This is a genomic window from Allomuricauda sp. R78024 (assembly GCF_044596045.1).
Classification (GTDB): Bacteria; Bacteroidota; Bacteroidia; order Flavobacteriales; family Flavobacteriaceae; genus Flagellimonas.
This window is the reverse complement of record NZ_CP138995.1, coordinates 3,508,539-3,525,952: the sequence shown is the minus strand read 5'-3', so window position 1 is coordinate 3,525,952 and position 17,414 is coordinate 3,508,539. Positions and strand designations below refer to the sequence as shown.

Here is a 17,414-nt window from a genome sequence, read left to right as displayed (position 1 = left end):
CGGGGTACGTAATATGGTTTTTATGTATCAGCTTTACAAAAAATTTAATACAGCGTTATTTTTTTTCAATTCCCAGAAGTTTCCCATTGTGCCAGTATTCAGTTGATGTTTTTTGTCCGTTTAGGTTATAGTAGTGGTGCTTGTTAATAGCTTTACCTTCTTTAAAAACGCCCTCGTATTTTGGATTACTATTTTTATGATATTCTTTGTGAATACCATCTTTGTTGCCATTGAAGAACTCTGTTTCGGTTTTTAATATTCCATTGGCGTAATATTCTTTAAAAGATTGGCGTTGCCGATTATCTTCTAATAATTTGATTTCTCTTTGGATTTTAAGTGCGCCGTCTTTATGAAATTCCCAGAGTAAAGTCATTTTTAACTTTTGTGTAGAACCTTTATTGAAGTTATAAAAATGGGCTTTGCTTAATTCCAATTTGCCATCACTACCAAATTTATGCATACTTATTTCTTTATCGGCTACGTAGTAATGTGAACTTATAAGCTTCCTGTTTCGGTCATAAAAAAGTGAATTTCCATGCTGTAAGCCATAATTGTAATTGCATTTTGATTTTACAACCCCATTTTCATAATGCTCTGACCATAGGCCATGTCTTTTCCCTGGATTAATGTTTAATGTATCATTATAATAATGAGCTTTACTTTCCGTGCTTTGAGCTTGGACAGCCTCTTTTGTGGTGTTACACTCTTTAAACTGACCTTTAATTTTTATTCTACCATTTTTGTGGTACTCAACATATAAACTGTCCAACGTATTGTCTTTCAAATAGCTTTCAATTTTAATTTGCCCATCAATATATTTTTCAGCATACTTTAATTGCATATAGCCATTACTGGAAATACAGATTGAAAAAAAAGAAACAGATAATGTTTAGAGCGGCTTATTTATACACTTTACTAAATGTGCTAAAGGAAGCATGACTCACGGGAAGAAATATATAGAAATCTTTCTTCAGATAAAGGGGAGATCTTACGGTTCTAGTCTTTGGGTTTATGAATGATATGTACTAATAAAGGTATTGTGTGAAGTATATTTTGATTATAGGGAATTGAAACCTGAAATGGATTCTATTCCTAAAAGAATTTCTTCTATAACTTCTTGTACAGTTTACCATCCTCTGCTAAAGAATAGCCTACAATTTGGTTTTTGTCGTTTCTTCTAAAGAAAATTTCATCATCACCAATATTAGAGAATGTATCATCCACTTCATGATAAAGTGGATAAACCAACTCATCTATCATTGTATAAAGGTCGCCATCCTTTTTATTGATTTTCAATATAATTTGACCGCCATCTTTGTACTCATAAAGCCCTTCAAAAGCCATCAGATCAGTAGTGGATATTCTGTTTTCATATGGATTATCCTCAGACAGGATTAACCCATCACCAAGTTGCCAATTATCATATTCCATATTGTATGCAATGCGCTTAGCGGCGTTTAACCCATGTAGTTTTGCAACCAAATGTAATGCGCCATCTATTCCTGCAGATATACCTGCTGTCGTGATCACCTTTCCATTGTCCACAAAACGCACATTTTTACGAACATTTATTTTAGGATAGTTGTCTCGGAGGTTGTCTAGCGAACTGTGGAATGTTGTTGCTGTTTTCCCATCCAATATTCCCGCTTCGGCCAAAATAAAAGCTCCGGTACAAACTGAAAAATGATATGCTACATTTTCTTGTTTTTTAATCCATTTCATCACCTCAGGGTTTTTAGAGGTTGGTGATGCATTACCTCCAAAAAATGCCAAAATATCTGCCTCAGGTGCATTGTCTATAGTATAATCTGGAATAACACTAAGAATGCCTTGTGACTTTATTGGTTCTTTGGTAGCGGAAACAGTGAAAACGTTAAACCCAGCATAGGACAACACTTCCATGGGGCCAGCAAAATCAAGGACTTCAACTCTGTCCTGTAAATAGAAGGCAATGGTTTTTAAATCTTCTTTTTTCATAAGCTTCATATTACAGAATGAACATATTCCGGGACTGTCATGTTCATCATTATCACATTTAAGCCCACATGGAGGGCAAACATATACTTCGGATGTTTTGATGCTATTTTGGGGGTAACTGAATGCAATTCCAAAAAGCAATAAGAATGGTATTACTAATCTGCTCATTTTTTTGATTTTTGATGAGCTACAAAGTTAACCTACCCATGTTGCTTTAGGAAGGACAACCATGCGCAACATCGGGACAATTATTCTCGCCATTCTGAAGGAAGAGAGGCAGTATGTTTTTTAAGCAAAGTTCTTAATTGATTACTGCTTTGAAATCCACATGCCGTGGATACTGTACTCACCTTAGAGCCATTTGAGAGTAGTTGCACGGCACGCTCAACACGAAGCTTAACCAAATAATCGCCTATTGTAATTCCAGTGGTCTTTTTAAACAAGCGTGTCAAGTTTCTTGGGCTCATATGCACATTTTCAGCAAGCTCTTCTATTTTTAATTTTTTATCAAGATTTTGAGCTAAAGTATCTTGGGCCTGATGGATGCGATTGTCCAAATGATTTCGGTACTGTAAAAAGACGCTAAGTTGTGGGTCGTGTTCTGTTCGGCGAAGGTATATCACTACTTCTTTGGCGATTTTTGTAGCGAAAACAGGTCCATAGAGTTCTTCTAAAAGAAATAAAGCTAAATCTATTCCTGATGAAACTCCAGCACTGGAATATAGATTACCGTCTTTAACGATTAACCTATCTGAACGTAGTTTTGTATTGGGAAACCTTGATTGAAACTCCTCTAAATATTTCCAATGGGTAGTGCAATTTTTTCCATCAAAAAGACCTGCAAAAGCTATGACGTATGCACCAGTACAGATAGAACAGATTTTAGCGCCGTTTTGATTTAGTTTTTGCAACCACAGAAAAAATCGCTGGTTTTGTTGTACAAATTTTTCATCAAAAAATAGATGGGATTCCAAACCTGGAATAAAAAGAAGATCATGAATTCCCAATGTAAAGTTTTCAAAACTCTCCAAATTACCTAGCGAAATCCCAGCACTTGATACTTCTTTGTTCGATGTGTTTAGACTTAAATAATGAGTTTCAATCTGGGCACCATACTCATTTGCTTCATAAAAAAGATGCGCTGGACCTGCCATGTCCAGAAGCTGTACTTCTGGCGGTACAAGAAAGAAAGCTCTATGTTTACTTTGGTTCTTCAATTTTTACAATAATATCGAAGTATTCTTTAAGATAAGTCTCGAATTGGTCTTTGCTAAATTCGATTTCTTTAGTTTTTGACCCATCGGTAATTTTTATTTTACTGTTATTCAGTGTGATACGTCCATGCTCAGTGCTTATGGAAATCACCTTTTTTTGAGTGAAATGAGACTCTTTACTGGTTTGATGATATTCGCACATATCCTTAAATTCAGATAATTTGTGCTGTTTTGTGCTAAAGATATACTGGGGTTCTAAAACATTATTTTTTTGTTCGGACACCCTCAAATAATCTTTGTCATAATTATCAAAAACAAACTTTCCGTAATCATCAACGAGGGTTTTATTAAACTTTAATGGAAGAGGTTCTAATGAGAATTTCCCAAAGCCCACATCGACCAGGAATTGTTCTGTCCCAATGTTTGCTAGGATAGCCAAGTGATCCTTCTCCTTGCCGTATTGTTCTTTTTCAGAATATACCCGTGCAGAAATAATTTTTGCGTTAAATCCAATTTCCTTCAGAAGAGTATAAAAAAGACTGTTAAGTTCGTAACAGAACCCACCTCTCTTACGGTTGACGATTTTCTCAAAAATTGTATCAATATCCAAAACGATTTGTTTTTTGTAATGAATATCTAAATTTTCAAAGGGCACACTTAACAAGTGTGCCCTTTGAAGTCCAAACAAAGTTTGTTTGTCAATTTCAACCTTTTTATTATAATTAATTCTTTTCAAATAGGCCGAAACGTTCATTGTATGTGATTTATTTACCCCAAAAATGGATATCTGTAATCTTCTGGAGTAACAAAAGTCTCTTTTATCAACCTTGGAGATACCCAACGCAATAAATTTTGAGCAGAACCGGCTTTATCATTGGTACCTGAAGCTCTTGCTCCTCCAAATGGTTGTTGTCCTACTACAGCTCCGGTTGGCTTATCATTGATATAGAAATTACCGGCACAATTTTGAAGAGCCTTAGTGGCTTCATCAATTGCATAACGATCTGTGGCCAAAACAGCACCTGTTAAAGCGTATTCTGATGTGCTGTCTACCAATTCCAAAGTTTTCGCCCAGTCAGCATCCTCATATACATAGATGGTAACTACAGGACCAAAAAGCTCAGTACACATTGTAGTGTATTTTGGGTCTTGGGTTAAGATAACCGTAGGTTCAATAAAATAACCGACAGATTTGTCATAGTTACCTCCAGCAATTATTTCTGCATTGCTATCAGCTTTGGCCTGATCAATATATTTGGCAAGCTTATCAAAAGAACCTTCGTGGATTACGGCAGTAATAAAATTACTCATATCCGCAGGAGAACCAGGCTTATTAAAAGAGGCAATATCCGCTTTAACAAAATCTAAAACTTCAGTTGCGATAGATTTTGGTAGATATACTCTTGATGCAGCACTACATTTTTGTCCTTGAAACTCAAATGCTCCTCTAATAATGGCTGTGGATACTTGTTTTGGTTTTGCAGATGGGTGTGCAACAATAAAATCTTTTCCACCTGTCTCTCCAACAATCTTTGGATATGTTTTATAAGTGTGGATGTTATTTCCTATCTGTTTCCATAATTCTTTAAAGACAAAAGTGGAACCTGTAAAATGAAGGCCAGAAAAATCCGGGCTCGAAAGAACAGTCTCGGTAACCATTACCGGATCTCCGAAAACAACATTGATTACTCCGTTTGGCAACCCAGCTTCTTTGAAAACATCAATAATTACTTTTGCAGAGAACACTTGACTGTCACTTGGTTTCCAGATAACAACGTTCCCCATCATTGCTGCACTTGCTGGTAGATTCCCTGCAATGGCAGTAAAATTAAATGGTGTAATGGCGTATATAAAACCTTCTAATGGACGATATTCAACTCGATTCCAGATACCTTCTGCAGATTCTGGTTGCTCAGTATAAATCTGAGTCATGTATTCTACATTGAATCTAAGAAAATCTATAAATTCACAAGCGGCGTCAATCTCAGCTTGATGAATTGTTTTAGACTGCGCGATCATGGTGGCAGCGTTGATTTTTGCGCGGTAAGGACCCGCTATCAATTCTGCAGCTTTTAGGAAAATAGCAGCTCGTTGTTCCCAAGTTAAATTGGCCCAAGCCTCTCGCGCTTCCAAACCGTTTGCAATAGCTTGCTCTACATGTTTCTTTTCAGCTAAGTGGAATTTTCCAACTATATGCTTATGCTCATGTGGTGGCGACATGGATCTAGTATTTCCAGTCTTTATTTCCTCAGAACCTATATATAAAGGAACTTCAACATTACCCTTGTAGTATGCATCGTATTGTTGCAGTACTTCTTCACGTTCCGGAGTGCCGGGAGCAAAACTCTTTATTGGCTCGTTATATGCCGTTGGAACTTGAAAAAAACCTTTTCCCATAATGGTGAATTTTATGTGTTAAAAATTCCACCAAAGGTAGTGAAAGGAATAGCCAATATAAAATGAATTCTAACTAGTTTATGGCAAAAGGAGCTGCAAACTTAAAGGTTGGGATATCTACTTCAAATTCTTCTGTTGAAGTGAAATTGACCATGTGATAATAGCCGCGCATAGCACCAATAGGGGATGCCAACAAACAACCAGAACTGTAGGTGTGCGATTTACCAGGTTTTATTACAGGTTTCTTACCAATTACACCTTCACCGTCAACAGTTTCTATTTCTTTAAGTGCATCAAAAATATCCCAATGCCTAGCAGTTAGCTGAACCGAGTCTTTACTTTGGTTTTCTATGGTGATAGTATATCCAAAAGCATAATGCATTTTGTAGTTTTTAAAGAATGTGCCCTCGAAAGTGGTTTGCACAGATACTTTAATTCCTTTTGTGATTTGAGTGAACATAGTTCTAATAGGTAAAGACACTTCCCGTAAACAAAATGATTACCACAATAAAACCTAAAAAGGCGAACATCGTGTTTAGGAAAATGTATTTGACAATCGTTTTAACCCTTCCTTGCCCATAAAATTTTCTCATTGCTTTGTACAGGTAAAAACCGAAAATCAGTAAAAAAATACCGGCACTCGTCACACTAAAAATAGAATCTATTATTAGGCTAAGGATGAGCAAGATAAATAATAATGATTGGTTGTGAAAGCTAAAGATAAGATGATCGGTGTAGGTGTATTTTTTTCTGATGTAAACCACCCAAAGGAAAACTGTGAATATGGGAAGAAAGAAGAAAATGACCAAAGGCAGCTTGGCAATTGTATTGTTTAAGTATGTACCAGGTTGTGCAATTGCTTTAAGAGAGCTCTTGGATCCATTAAAGGCCACTTTATTTCTCCATGTTTCATTGGCCCCATATTTTTCTTTTGCTTCTTCGAAGGTTTTTATTGAGTCCTTTTGCAGAAATGTAAAGAAAAACTCCATTCTTCCCCCAAGACCTCCAGAATTGTTGTTTTGAAGGTTTTCAAAATATTTTCGAGGATTTGCAAGCATAAAAGAATCTTTTTTTGCCTCTTCTTTTATCCCTTGACCTATTAAAGTCTGCAGTGAGTCTAAATTTTGAATTCCTGGAATAGGAACGTTTTCTAAATTTTTCAGGGAATCAAGCTGTTTTAGTGCTTTTTCGGTCTGTTCCTTTGCGTTGATGCTGTCAGCGGCAGTTTTTCCATTGTTAAAACTGTAGGACATGGGGCCAGTTTGCTCAATTTTATCTTCTAAACCAAGATTGTCCAAATTGGAAAAACTATTATCATAAGTGACCATTAAAAAATACAGAAATGCCAAACTTAATAGAAATCGGAATGGATTGGTATAGGCGATACGCTTACCTTTAATATAATCTTTGGTCATGGTGCCCGGTCTTACCAGAAGGGCATATAGTGTTTTTAATAACTTGGAATCGTAGTTGATCAAGTTAGAAAAGAACTCATCCCAAAAATCTTTAAGGACTAATTTCTTGGTGCTATTGGCCTGAGAGCAATTGGGGCAATATTTATCGCTTATGTCAAGAAGGTGACCACAATTAAGACATTTGGTTCCTCTAAACTTAAGTTCATAGCGGCCTTTGGTTATTAAGGTTGGTTTTTTATCCTCCATTCCATTTCAAGGATTAGGAGCTAAAGATAATTAATTGCTGATATTTCTAGAATTAACGGAGCCTATTCCTATAATACTATCATACATATCACCAAAATCACGGTAATAAACAAGAATAAGATAGTTGTTTTCAGTAAAGTGAAAGTTTCCACTTACATAGTTAAGGTCAATGGTATCATCCTGTCGTTCAACTACATATTTATAATTGTAAAAGCCTTGCTTCATAACAAGGGTAAGTTCCATCTTTCCTGTTTCTGAATTAAAAGTCATTTTGTTTTCTTCACCTAAGTCATAGTTATTGAACTTTCCAAAAACGTAAACATTGTCCAGCCCAATCTCGTTTGAATAAGGAAGGCTAAAATGAATTTCGGTATACTCCGCTTCTCTAGATACATCTTCACCTTGTAAGGTTCGTACAACAAAGTCACCATTTATATCAGGGAAATAGGTGTACGGTCTGTCATACCTATAGGTGTTGGTAAATAGATAGTGATTATATAATTCTTTGAACTCAATTTTGGATATGGCAAAAGTTGGTGACCTTAAATCCTTGGTGTCAAAATTCAAGAATTCATTGCCTCCATAAAAACTTGTTTCCTGGTCATATTTGTACACAAGTTCGGTTCCAACCGTAAATTGCGGTTTTATATTGTACAAAGCTGTTGGCCAAAAGTGGTTTTGTAAAATAGCCACTTTAACTTCTTTCTTTGGGTTAACCACAGGGAACCCTGCGGTATTAACATTAAATTGAACTACCTGTTTTTCATTAAGGAAGTTAAAATCCCTAGAGCGTTTTACGGTGCCACCAACGGTTACCAAATCTCTGTACACCAAAAATCTTCGTGAAAATTGCAGTTCGCCATAACTGTTATGAATTTCTAAAACATAATTGCCACTTACTTTTAAACGTACATTTTCATTGGGGATGGTCAGTCTATAGTTGGAATAGGGCTGAAGAGTGTTATAGCTATTTTCATAATCAATGATGCGCTGGTTATCTATTCCAATTAGGTATTGCGATTTTAACAATTGTGATGGGGTCCAATCGTAATCACAATGTATAATTTTGTAATAATAGTCTTGTTCATTAGCTGTAAGGTCATCAAATTCCAAAGTCATGGATTCTCCAAGTTTGATGAGAGGGAATTGATCTTCTGTAGGACCTTTAAAAACTATGGACTTTATATTGACTGGAGGATTAACTTCTTCCTGTACCTGTGCAAAAATGCTGGAAACAAAAAGGAGTAAAAAGATTTGTTTGATCACAAAGCGCATTTAGGGCGTAAATTTTGGGTAAAGGTAAACAAAAAGTGTGCCTAGCAAGTTTAGCTCGATGTAATCCCATTTTTATGGTTAATAATTATGAAAACAATCCTTTTAGTGCTAAATTTGCTTGCAATTTTGTTAACAAAAGGTCTACAACAATATGTCTAAAGACATCCGGATTAAAAAAGGGTTAAACATCAACCTTATCGGGGCAGCAGAACAGACTACTTCCAAAGCCGTTTTAAGTAACGTATACGCCCTAAACCTAGATGATTTTCACGGAATAACACCAAAAATGTTGGTAAAACAGGGGGCCGAAGTTAAAGCGGGAGAACCTCTTTTTTACAACAAGAACAAAGAAGATATGTTCTTTGTTTCTCCAGTAAGCGGTGAATTGGTGGAAATTATTCGTGGAGCTAGAAGAAAAATCTTAACGCTCAAAATCCTTGCGGATAAAACGCAAGAGTATTTGGAGCATAAAACAATTAATATAGAAAAATCTGATGCTGAGAGTATCAAGACTTTTTTATTGCAATCTGGTGGTTGGTCATTTTTAAAACAACGCCCTTATGATATTATCGCAAATCCGGAAATAACACCTAAGGCTATATTCATATCTGGTTATACTACAGCCCCTTTAGCGGCAGATGCCAATTATGTTTTAAACGGTAAAGAAGTAGAGCTGCAAGCGGCAATTTCTGCTTTGGGCAAGTTAACACCCGGTCAGGTGCATGTCTCAGTTGGTGGAGCAGGTAATTCTCCTCTTGAGAAATTAGACGGGATTACACTTCATAAAGTATCTGGACCACATCCTGCAGGATTGGTTGGAACCCAAATAAACAAAATTGATCCTATTAATAAAGGAGAGGTTGCTTGGACCGTAACTCCCCAAGATTTGGTGATTATAGGAGAGTTGTTGTTAACAGGAAAGTTTAATGCGGAGCGTATAATCGCACTTGCGGGTTCTGTTGTAAAAGCTCCAAAATACTATAGTACTAAAATAGGCGCTGAAATTTCTACTTTTTTATATGGAAGCGGAGTTAATCAAGATAAGTTTAGATTGATTAATGGCGATGTGCTTACAGGTTCAAAAACACACCCAGAAGGTTATCTTGGATTCTACAATAATACAGTAACCGCTATTCCAGAAGGCGATGATTATGAATTTTTTGGATGGAATAAGCCAGTTTTCAACAAAATATCATCCACAAGAGCTTTGACCTTTTCTTGGATGCAGCCCAAAAAGAAATACGATTTGGATACCAATACCAATGGTGAGCATAGAGCTTTTGTGGTCACAGGCCTTTATGAAGACGTTTTTCCGTTGGATATTTACCCGTTGCAACTACTTAAAGCATGTATGGTTAAGGATTTAGATGAAATGGAACAATTGGGATTGTATGAAGTGGCTCCGGAGGATTTTTCATTAACGGAATTCATTTGTATTTCAAAACAACCACACCAGCAGATAATCAGGGAAGGTTTGGATTTATTGCATCAAGAAATTGGATAATATGGGCATGAAAGAAAAATTACATCAGATTAAATTAAAGTATAGAGGTAAAAAAATGGCACCTGCCTTTAATGCCATACATACTTTTCTGTATTCGCCAAATGAAACTACGCATTCTGGCAGTCATGTTCGTTCAGCTGACGATTTAAAGCGTACGATGAATACGGTGATTATGGCTTTGGTTCCATGTCTTTTATTTGGAATATTCAATGCGGGTTATCAACATTATTCCGCAATTAATGGTTTTCCTGCAGAATTTTCACTTTTCGAACACTTTCTAACATGGGAGAACTTTTGGTTAGGAGCAATAACAGTGTTACCAATTGTTATAGTTTCTTATGGAGTTGGATTGGCAATTGAATTCATTTTTGCCGTAATAAAAGGTCATGAAGTAGAAGAAGGATATTTGGTGACTGGAATGTTGGTTCCTCTTATAGTACCTGTAGATACGCCATTATGGATGTTAGCCGTTGCAGTAGCCTTCGGTGTAGTAATAGGAAAAGAAGTTTTTGGAGGAACTGGGATGAATATATTGAATCCCGCATTGACCATTCGTGCTTTCTTATTCTTTGCTTACCCTACTTGGATGAGTGGTGATAAGGTATGGGTGCATGGTGCCAAAGAAGGTGTAACGCAAGCGGGTTCCGCTGATGCCATTTCTGGGGAGACCGTTTTGGGATATTTAGCTCAAGGGAGTACTGAATTTTCATACTCGCTTTCAGATATGTTTTACGGTTTTATTCCTGGTTCAGTAGGCGAGACGTCAACAGTATTGATTTTACTTGGCGGATTGTTCCTTGTTTTCTCAAAAATAGCTTCATGGCGAATTATGTTGAGCGCCGTGATCGGATCTCTTGCAATGGGACTAATTTTTAATGGAATAGTTGCTGCTGAATGGATTCCGGAGTATAGCAAGTTCTATGGATTAATGAGTTTTGAATACTGGCAACATTTGTTGGTAGGGGGTCTTGCCTTTGGTATAGTCTTCATGGCAACTGACCCTGTAACCGGATCGCAGACCAATAGGGGTAAATGGATTTATGGATTCTTGATAGGGTTTATGTCTGTAATGATTCGTGTATTCAATCCAGGGTACCCAGAAGGAGTGTTCTTGGCAATCCTGTTAATGAACGTTTTTGCACCTACAATTGACCACTATGTGGTAAGAGGTAATATCAAAAGAAGAATGAAACGATTAAAGACGGCTACTATACATCCTAAGGTTACTGATGGTGTTGAAGCGTTAAAAACGGAAACAGTATAATAATGGGAATTAACACAGATAAAAACTCATATACCGTAATCTTTGCAATCATAATGGTTGTAATTGTAGGTTCTGTCCTTGCTTTTTTGGCATCTGGCCTAAATGATAGAATCAAGGAAAATGAACGTTTTGAAAAACAACAGAATATCCTTTACGCCATGGGTGTAAATGAGAATACAGAAGATAGTGGGGTAAATTTTATTCCTACAGATGTAGTTGAGGGTGAGTTTTTAAAATACATTAAAGAACAATATGTTTTTGTGGATGGTGAGGTTCAAAAAGATGACCAAGCCTTTTTGATTGATATGAAGAAACAGCTGGCTGCCTTTAAAAGCGGAGGTGAAGCACGGTTGCCCATTTTTATCGGTGAAAAAGATGGCAAGAAATCATATATTCTACCAATGTACGGTAAAGGATTATGGGATGCCATTTGGGGTTTTATTTCGGTTGATGATAGTATGACCGTTCAGGGAGTTTATTTTGATCATAAAGCGGAAACCCCCGGTCTTGGCGCAAATATAAAAATGCGCTTTTTTATGGATGATTTCATAGGAGAATCTTTATTGGAAGGCAAAAGTTATGCTGGTGTAAGTGTAGCAAAAGGAAACAATGATCCATTGAACAATGATAAAGAGGATAATGAAGTGGATGCACTTGCAGGTGCAACGATTACTGGAAATGGAGTTTCAGCGATGATAAAAGAAACCTTAAAGGTTTACAAACCTTACTTAGAAACCATTAGAACGAATTAATATGGCATTGCTTTCAAAAAAAGATGCAAATCTAATTTTAGACCCATTAGCGGATAACAACCCAATAACCATTCAGGTTTTGGGAATCTGTTCAGCATTAGCAATTACAGCGGAACTTAAAGCCTCTTTGGTAATGGCAATCTCGGTGATTTTCGTACTGGGAGTGGGTAACGTGGTCATCTCATTGATGCGTAACGTGATTCCTTCAAAAATCAGGATTATCGTTCAGCTTATCGTTGTGGCAACCTTGGTAATTATTGTAGACCAGGTTTTAAAGGCATTTGCGTATGAGTTGAGTAAAACCCTTTCGGTTTTTGTTGGGTTGATTATAACCAACTGTATTATCATGGGGCGTTTTGAGGCCTTTGCTTTGGGTAATGGTCCATGGAAATCCTTTTTAGATGGCATTGGTAACGCACTTGGCTATGGAGTAATACTGATCATTGTTGGGTTTTTCCGTGAGCTTTTTGGTTCAGGGACCTTATTTGGAATTCCTGTATTGGGAGATCCAATAGCAAAGACTTGGCTATATGCAACAGGATATGAGAACAACGGATTTATGATTATACCACCAGCAGCATTGATAGTTGTTGGAATCATTATTTGGGTGCAGCGTTCAAGAAATAAAGCATTAATAGAAGAAGCATAAATAAGAGAATATGTTAGAACATTTAGAACTGTTTTTTAAGTCCATCTTCATAGATAATATGGTATTTGCGGTCTTTTTAGGAATGTGTTCCTATTTGGCCGTATCCAAAAAAGTTGCAACCGCTGTAGGATTGGGCGCTGCGGTAATATTCGTTTTAGCGGTTACCGTGCCATTAAACTGGTTGTTGGATCAATACCTTTTGCAAGATGGAGCATTGGTTTGGTTAGGCCCAGAGTATGCAGATTATAACCTAAGCTTTTTATCATTTATCTTATTCATTGCTACTATAGCAACTATGGTGCAATTGGTAGAAATTGTAGTAGAGAAATTCTCTCCATCCCTATACAATTCTTTGGGTATTTTCTTGCCTTTGATAGCTGTTAACTGTGCAATTTTAGGAGGTTCGCTATTTATGCAAGCAAGAGAAATTCCTACGTTGGGATTAGCTTTCAATTATGGAGTTAGTTCGGGAATAGGATGGTTTTTGGCAATTTTGGCCATTGCAGCGATTCGTGAAAAAATCAGATATTCCAATGTCCCAGCACCACTTCGTGGATTGGGAATCACATTTATCATTACCGGATTGATGGGAATAGGATTTCAAAGTTTTGGTGGAATGTTGACAGGAGATAATGAAGCTCCTGAACCAGTGGAGAATACCACAGCAAAAACTATTGAAGAAAAAGAAATTAAAAAAGAGATTGAAGACGAAGAAAAAGCGGTCTCTTATAATGAAGTCATAAACAAATAAAGATGATATTAGCTACAAGTACGGGTGGTACTATTTTAATAACGGTAGTTGCATTTCTAGTTTTATTATTGCTTTTGGTAGCGTTGTTACTTTTCACCAAAGAAAAACTTTCACCTTCTGGTCCGGTAACATTGACCATTAACGGAGAGAAGCAAATAGAAGTAGCCTCTGGCGGCACTTTACTTTCTACATTAGGAAACCAAAAAGTATTTTTGCCATCAGCATGCGGTGGTGGTGGAACCTGTATTCAGTGCGAGTGTCACGTGCTTTCAGGTGGCGGTGAGGCATTGCCTACCGAAACTCCGCATTTTTCTCGAAAAGAGCTTCAACATGGTGCGCGTTTGGCCTGTCAAGTTAAGGTAAAGCAAGACATGGAGATTACCATTCCTGAAGAAGTTTTCGGAATTAAAAAATGGGCAGGAAAAGTTGTACGTAACTACAACGTTGCTTCGTTTATCAAGGAATTTGTTGTTGAGATTCCTGAGGATATGAATTATAAAGCAGGTGGATATATTCAAATTGAAATTCCTCCATGCGAAGTGAAGTATTCGGATATTGATATTACGGCTCACCCAGAAGAGCATGAAACTCCGGATAAATTCAAGAATGAATGGGACAAATTTAATTTGTGGCCACTGATCATGAAGAATCCGGAAACTGTGGAACGTGCTTATTCCATGGCTTCTTATCCTGCGGAAGGTCGTGAAATCATGTTGAATGTGCGGATTGCGACTCCACCATGGGATCGCTCCAAAAATGGATGGATGGATGTGAACCCTGGTGTTGCCTCTTCCTATATTTTCGGATTAAAAGAAGGCGACCCTGTTACTATTTCAGGACCCTTCGGTGAGTTCTTTATCAACGAGTCAGAATCTGAAATGCTATATGTAGGTGGTGGTGCAGGTATGGCTCCAATGCGTTCACACTTATATCATTTGTTCAAAACCCTAAAAACAAATAGAAAAGTTACCTATTGGTATGGAGGACGTTCAAAAAGAGAGTTGTTCTACATTGATCACTTTAAACAATTAGAACAAGAATTTCCAAATTTTAAATTCTATATGGCGCTTTCTGAGCCTATGGAAGAGGATAATTGGAAAGTAAAAGAAGATATGGATGCTGATGGAGATGGTTTTGTTGGATTTATTCATAACTGTGTTATAGATAATTATCTAAATCATCATGAGTCTCCTGAAGATATAGAATTGTATTTCTGTGGTCCTCCGTTAATGAACAAAGCTGTTCAGAAAATGGGAGAGGATTTTGGTATTCCAGATGAGCACATCAGGTTTGATGACTTTGGAGGATAATGAACGGATTGCTATTCCTGCCAAGGCGGGAATCTAAAATACAAACCGATACCTTCAAGTATCGGTTTTTTTAATTATATGAGAAGAGTATTAACAGAACAAGAGCTTCATAATTTGGCCATGAATATTGTTGGTAGACAATTGGAGGAAGATGGTTTTGAATTTATGGGTATCAACAGTAAACCAAAGAAGAATCCCCAGTACGTTTGTCTTAAGGACAAAATTCTACATTTTATTGTGGTACGCAACGTAGTGTATCCCCAGAACACAAAAGAATTTGATGTGAAGCTGATGCAGAAATTAAAGAGTCATGCTGATAAATTTGAAGCTAAGACGTATTATGCGGGTGTGGGACTTTCCAACGCATCAAACCAGGAGTTACCAGTATATTTAAATGAAGAATACATTGTGGATTATCAAGGACTAATTGAAATATAAATGACAAAACGAATACTTTTTATAATTGGACTTGTCCTGGTTCTTGGATGCAATTCCAATACATTGATAAAAAATCAAAACGTTGGTAATGCACTGGGCACTACCTATTCCATTATCTATATTTCAGATATAGAACTGGATTATCAACAAGAAATCGATTCTGTTTTTCAAGTGATCAATCAATCACTTTCAACTTATATCACTACATCAGATATTTCAAAAATTAATAATGGTGATTCAACCATAACGGTGGATCATATGTTCCAGGAGGTTTTTAAGACTTCTAGTGAGGTATATGAAGCCTCTAATGGCTACTTTGATCCAACTATTGGTGTCTTAGCAAACGCTTGGGGTTTTGGGCCGGGAAAACAGCTAAAATTGGATAGTCTTAAAGTTGATAGTTTATTGGGGTATGTAGGTTGGGATAAAGTAAAATTGAACCATGATGGTACAATAACTAAAACCCATTCAGAATTACGTTTTGATTTTAATGCTGTTGCTAAAGGGTACGCTATTGATCGTTTAGGAACGCTATTGGACACTAAAGGAATAACGAATTATTTGGTTGAATTAGGTGGAGAAGTTATAACGAGGGGCCAAAATAGTGTTTCAGGTAAACAATGGAGTGTAGGGATAGACGACCCTCAGGTTGAGGTTGGACGACAGTTGAAACAGATAATCGTTCTAGAAGATAAGGCAATGGCATCTTCTGGAAATTATAGGAAGTTTAGAATAGACCCAGAAACGGGAAAAAAGTATGTACATACAATCAACCCTAAAACTGGATATACTAAAAACTCAAATGTTTTGGCAACTAGTGTGGTAGCAAGTTCCTGCGCTGAGGCGGATGCATATGCAACAGCTTTTATGGCAATGGATTTGGACGACACCAGAAACTTGTTGGCTAATCAGGATAATTTGGAAGCGTATATCATTTATTTGGATGAAAGGGGAGAAACGCAAGAGTTTATGACCCCTGGATTTAAAAGTTTGATTGTAAACTCCGATAATTGAAGCCTTAAAATAGCGTGCTTTAATATTGGTATTTATATCTAGTAGCCTCTTTGTATATTTAGCCAACATATTCGTCCAGGCCATACCACATGTTTTCCTTTACCAATGTTATCCATATCATTATAATTTTTCAAGGAGCTTTACTCACACTTTACATATTGGTTTCTAACCTCAAAAAAGATAAGGGTGATTTTATACTGGCAGCCATAATTGGGACATTAACAATGCAAATTTTGGGATTGTTTCTCGCTAATCGAGGAATTGGAAGCACTTATTTTCAGAGTATTAACTGTGCTTACGGTTTTCTTTATGGACCGTTACTCTTTATCTATATTAACGCTATAGCACAAAAACAATTTGTTTTTAAAACAAAGCAAGTGCTTCATTTTCTTCCGTTTCTAGCCATTTGTATTGGAATTGTAATTAGTGAGGGAGGCATTTGCATACCTGAAATCTATATTGCTTATGGGACACATATTTTTATTTACATCTTATTATGTTTTTTAGAAGTTAGAAGATATAAGAAGGTAGTAAAGGATAGTTACTCAAGATTGGAGTGGTTAAACATGGGTTGGCTTCATTGGGTTTTTATCATTTTTTCATTGATAGTATTTGTTGACATAACCCAGTTTATCGCTTTCCTCTTTAAATTTAATACCTATCTGCTAGAAAATATTGTCTACATATTAGTACTTATGGCCATTAATCTACTTTACTTTAATGGGTTTACTTCATCAAGAAAGCCTTTTGGTTATAGTAAAGAGGATTTGGAATTTTCGACTTCATTGATTTCCCGAAAAAGAATTAACACATCACTGGAAGAAAATAAAATTCTTATTTCCAGAATAGAAAACCATTTGTCCCAAACAGAATCTTTTAAGAACCTAAACTTGACCATCGCCGTGCTTGCAGAAGAGGTGGATATTCCAAAACGAAAACTGTCTGAACTAATCAATGATCATTATGATCAAAACTTTGTAGATTTTATAAACACCTTTAGAATAAACTGCGCTAAAAAAAGGTTAATGAGCCCCAAAGATCCCAATGAGACAATATTGGAAGTATTGTATGAAGTAGGGTTTAATTCAAAGTCATCTTTTAATACGGCCTTCAAGAAAAAAACAGGAATTACTCCTTCTGAGTTTAAAGCCAAATATAATTAACATTCTAGATTTTTAATGATTCTGAAAAAAGGGTTCGGATTCACG

The 17,414-nt window shown here is 36.5% G+C and carries 17 protein-coding genes; 9 read left to right on the top strand and 8 right to left on the bottom strand.

Annotated elements, in window-relative coordinates:
• Nucleotides 1–55 precede the first annotated feature (55 nt).
• The 8 genes from SJY44_RS15930 to SJY44_RS15895 form a co-directional block, all read right to left on the bottom strand.
• On the bottom strand, nt 56–841 hold the full coding sequence (locus SJY44_RS15930; protein WP_396590465.1) for a toxin-antitoxin system YwqK family antitoxin: 786 nt from the start codon (nt 839–841) through the stop codon (nt 56–58).
• A 266-nt stretch (nt 842–1,107) separates the two neighbouring features.
• Nucleotides 1,108–2,145: a DJ-1/PfpI family protein gene (locus SJY44_RS15925; protein ID WP_396590464.1), complete on the bottom strand. Its 1,038-nt coding sequence runs from the start codon at nt 2,143–2,145 to the stop codon at nt 1,108–1,110.
• Nucleotides 2,146–2,225: 80 nt separating this feature from the next.
• Nucleotides 2,226–3,194, bottom strand: a complete 969-nt coding sequence (locus tag SJY44_RS15920; protein ID WP_396590463.1) for a GlxA family transcriptional regulator — start codon at nt 3,192–3,194, stop codon at nt 2,226–2,228.
• Nucleotides 3,178–3,945, bottom strand: a complete 768-nt coding sequence (locus SJY44_RS15915; protein WP_396590462.1) for an arylamine N-acetyltransferase — start codon at nt 3,943–3,945, stop codon at nt 3,178–3,180. Before SJY44_RS15915 ends, SJY44_RS15920 begins: the two co-directional genes overlap by 17 nt.
• 14 nt (nt 3,946–3,959) lie before the next feature.
• Nucleotides 3,960–5,588 carry an L-glutamate gamma-semialdehyde dehydrogenase gene (gene pruA, locus SJY44_RS15910; protein WP_396590461.1) on the bottom strand — a complete coding sequence of 543 codons (1,629 nt, stop codon included), beginning with the start codon at nt 5,586–5,588 and terminating at the stop codon, nt 3,960–3,962.
• Nucleotides 5,589–5,661: 73 nt separating this feature from the next.
• Nucleotides 5,662–6,048 (bottom strand): Co2+/Mg2+ efflux protein ApaG, encoded by a 387-nt coding sequence (gene apaG / locus SJY44_RS15905; protein ID WP_298930063.1) that lies wholly within the window; start codon nt 6,046–6,048, stop codon nt 5,662–5,664.
• 4 nt (nt 6,049–6,052) lie between these two features.
• Nucleotides 6,053–7,249, bottom strand: coding sequence for a DUF3667 domain-containing protein (locus SJY44_RS15900; protein ID WP_298930061.1), 1,197 nt, complete (start codon nt 7,247–7,249; stop codon nt 6,053–6,055).
• Nucleotides 7,250–7,279: 30 nt separating this feature from the next.
• Nucleotides 7,280–8,524: a DUF5103 domain-containing protein gene (locus SJY44_RS15895; RefSeq protein ID WP_396590460.1), complete on the bottom strand. Its 1,245-nt coding sequence runs from the start codon at nt 8,522–8,524 to the stop codon at nt 7,280–7,282.
• Between the two features lie 151 nt (nt 8,525–8,675).
• Between SJY44_RS15895 and SJY44_RS15890 the strand changes: the two genes are divergently transcribed.
• The 9 genes from SJY44_RS15890 to SJY44_RS15850 all read left to right on the top strand — a co-directional run bounded on the left by SJY44_RS15890 (nt 8,676) and on the right by SJY44_RS15850 (nt 17,369).
• Nucleotides 8,676–10,028 carry a Na(+)-translocating NADH-quinone reductase subunit A gene (locus SJY44_RS15890; RefSeq protein ID WP_396590459.1) on the top strand — a complete coding sequence of 451 codons (1,353 nt, stop codon included), beginning with the start codon at nt 8,676–8,678 and terminating at the stop codon, nt 10,026–10,028.
• A 1-nt stretch (nt 10,029) separates the two neighbouring features.
• A complete protein-coding gene (locus SJY44_RS15885) occupies nt 10,030–11,292 on the top strand; it encodes an NADH:ubiquinone reductase (Na(+)-transporting) subunit B (RefSeq protein WP_396590458.1) in 1,263 nt (420 codons plus the stop codon).
• Between the two features lie 2 nt (nt 11,293–11,294).
• Nucleotides 11,295–12,044: a Na(+)-translocating NADH-quinone reductase subunit C gene (locus tag SJY44_RS15880; RefSeq protein WP_396590457.1), complete on the top strand. Its 750-nt coding sequence runs from the start codon at nt 11,295–11,297 to the stop codon at nt 12,042–12,044.
• Nucleotide 12,045: 1 nt separating this feature from the next.
• Nucleotides 12,046–12,693, top strand: a complete 648-nt coding sequence (locus SJY44_RS15875) for an NADH:ubiquinone reductase (Na(+)-transporting) subunit D (protein ID WP_396590456.1) — start codon at nt 12,046–12,048, stop codon at nt 12,691–12,693.
• A gap of 10 nt (nt 12,694–12,703) precedes the next feature.
• Nucleotides 12,704–13,444 carry an NADH:ubiquinone reductase (Na(+)-transporting) subunit E gene (gene nqrE / locus SJY44_RS15870; RefSeq protein ID WP_298930050.1) on the top strand — a complete coding sequence of 247 codons (741 nt, stop codon included), beginning with the start codon at nt 12,704–12,706 and terminating at the stop codon, nt 13,442–13,444.
• A 2-nt stretch (nt 13,445–13,446) separates the two neighbouring features.
• Nucleotides 13,447–14,754 carry an NADH:ubiquinone reductase (Na(+)-transporting) subunit F gene (gene nqrF, locus SJY44_RS15865; protein WP_396590455.1) on the top strand — a complete coding sequence of 436 codons (1,308 nt, stop codon included), beginning with the start codon at nt 13,447–13,449 and terminating at the stop codon, nt 14,752–14,754.
• 78 nt (nt 14,755–14,832) lie between these two features.
• Nucleotides 14,833–15,192 (top strand): Na(+)-translocating NADH-quinone reductase subunit F, encoded by a 360-nt coding sequence (locus SJY44_RS15860; protein WP_298930045.1) that lies wholly within the window; start codon nt 14,833–14,835, stop codon nt 15,190–15,192.
• Nucleotides 15,193–16,206, top strand: coding sequence for an FAD:protein FMN transferase (locus SJY44_RS15855; protein WP_396590454.1), 1,014 nt, complete (start codon nt 15,193–15,195; stop codon nt 16,204–16,206).
• 89 nt (nt 16,207–16,295) lie between these two features.
• A complete protein-coding gene (locus SJY44_RS15850; RefSeq protein WP_396590453.1) occupies nt 16,296–17,369 on the top strand; it encodes a helix-turn-helix domain-containing protein in 1,074 nt (357 codons plus the stop codon).
• Nucleotides 17,370–17,414 lie beyond the last annotated feature (45 nt).

Excerpts from the sequence above, each read along its gene's own strand:
- SJY44_RS15930 (WP_396590465.1), bottom strand. The coding sequence starts at position 841 with ATGCAATTAAAGTATGCTGAAAAATATATTGATGGGCAAATTAAAATT.
- SJY44_RS15925 (WP_396590464.1), bottom strand. The coding sequence starts at position 2,145 with ATGAGCAGATTAGTAATACCATTCTTATTGCTTTTTGGAATTGCATTC.
- SJY44_RS15915 (WP_396590462.1), bottom strand. The coding sequence starts at position 3,945 with ATGAACGTTTCGGCCTATTTGAAAAGAATTAATTATAATAAAAAGGTT.
- pruA (WP_396590461.1), bottom strand. The coding sequence starts at position 5,588 with ATGGGAAAAGGTTTTTTTCAAGTTCCAACGGCATATAACGAGCCAATA.
- apaG (WP_298930063.1), bottom strand. The coding sequence starts at position 6,048 with ATGTTCACTCAAATCACAAAAGGAATTAAAGTATCTGTGCAAACCACT.
- SJY44_RS15900 (WP_298930061.1), bottom strand. The coding sequence starts at position 7,249 with ATGGAGGATAAAAAACCAACCTTAATAACCAAAGGCCGCTATGAACTT.
- SJY44_RS15895 (WP_396590460.1), bottom strand. The coding sequence starts at position 8,524 with ATGCGCTTTGTGATCAAACAAATCTTTTTACTCCTTTTTGTTTCCAGC.
- SJY44_RS15890 (WP_396590459.1), top strand. The coding sequence starts at position 8,676 with ATGTCTAAAGACATCCGGATTAAAAAAGGGTTAAACATCAACCTTATC.
- SJY44_RS15885 (WP_396590458.1), top strand. The coding sequence starts at position 10,030 with ATGGGCATGAAAGAAAAATTACATCAGATTAAATTAAAGTATAGAGGT.
- SJY44_RS15880 (WP_396590457.1), top strand. The coding sequence starts at position 11,295 with ATGGGAATTAACACAGATAAAAACTCATATACCGTAATCTTTGCAATC.
- SJY44_RS15875 (WP_396590456.1), top strand. The coding sequence starts at position 12,046 with ATGGCATTGCTTTCAAAAAAAGATGCAAATCTAATTTTAGACCCATTA.
- nqrE (WP_298930050.1), top strand. The coding sequence starts at position 12,704 with ATGTTAGAACATTTAGAACTGTTTTTTAAGTCCATCTTCATAGATAAT.
- nqrF (WP_396590455.1), top strand. The coding sequence starts at position 13,447 with ATGATATTAGCTACAAGTACGGGTGGTACTATTTTAATAACGGTAGTT.
- SJY44_RS15860 (WP_298930045.1), top strand. The coding sequence starts at position 14,833 with ATGAGAAGAGTATTAACAGAACAAGAGCTTCATAATTTGGCCATGAAT.
- SJY44_RS15855 (WP_396590454.1), top strand. The coding sequence starts at position 15,193 with ATGACAAAACGAATACTTTTTATAATTGGACTTGTCCTGGTTCTTGGA.
- SJY44_RS15850 (WP_396590453.1), top strand. The coding sequence starts at position 16,296 with ATGTTTTCCTTTACCAATGTTATCCATATCATTATAATTTTTCAAGGA.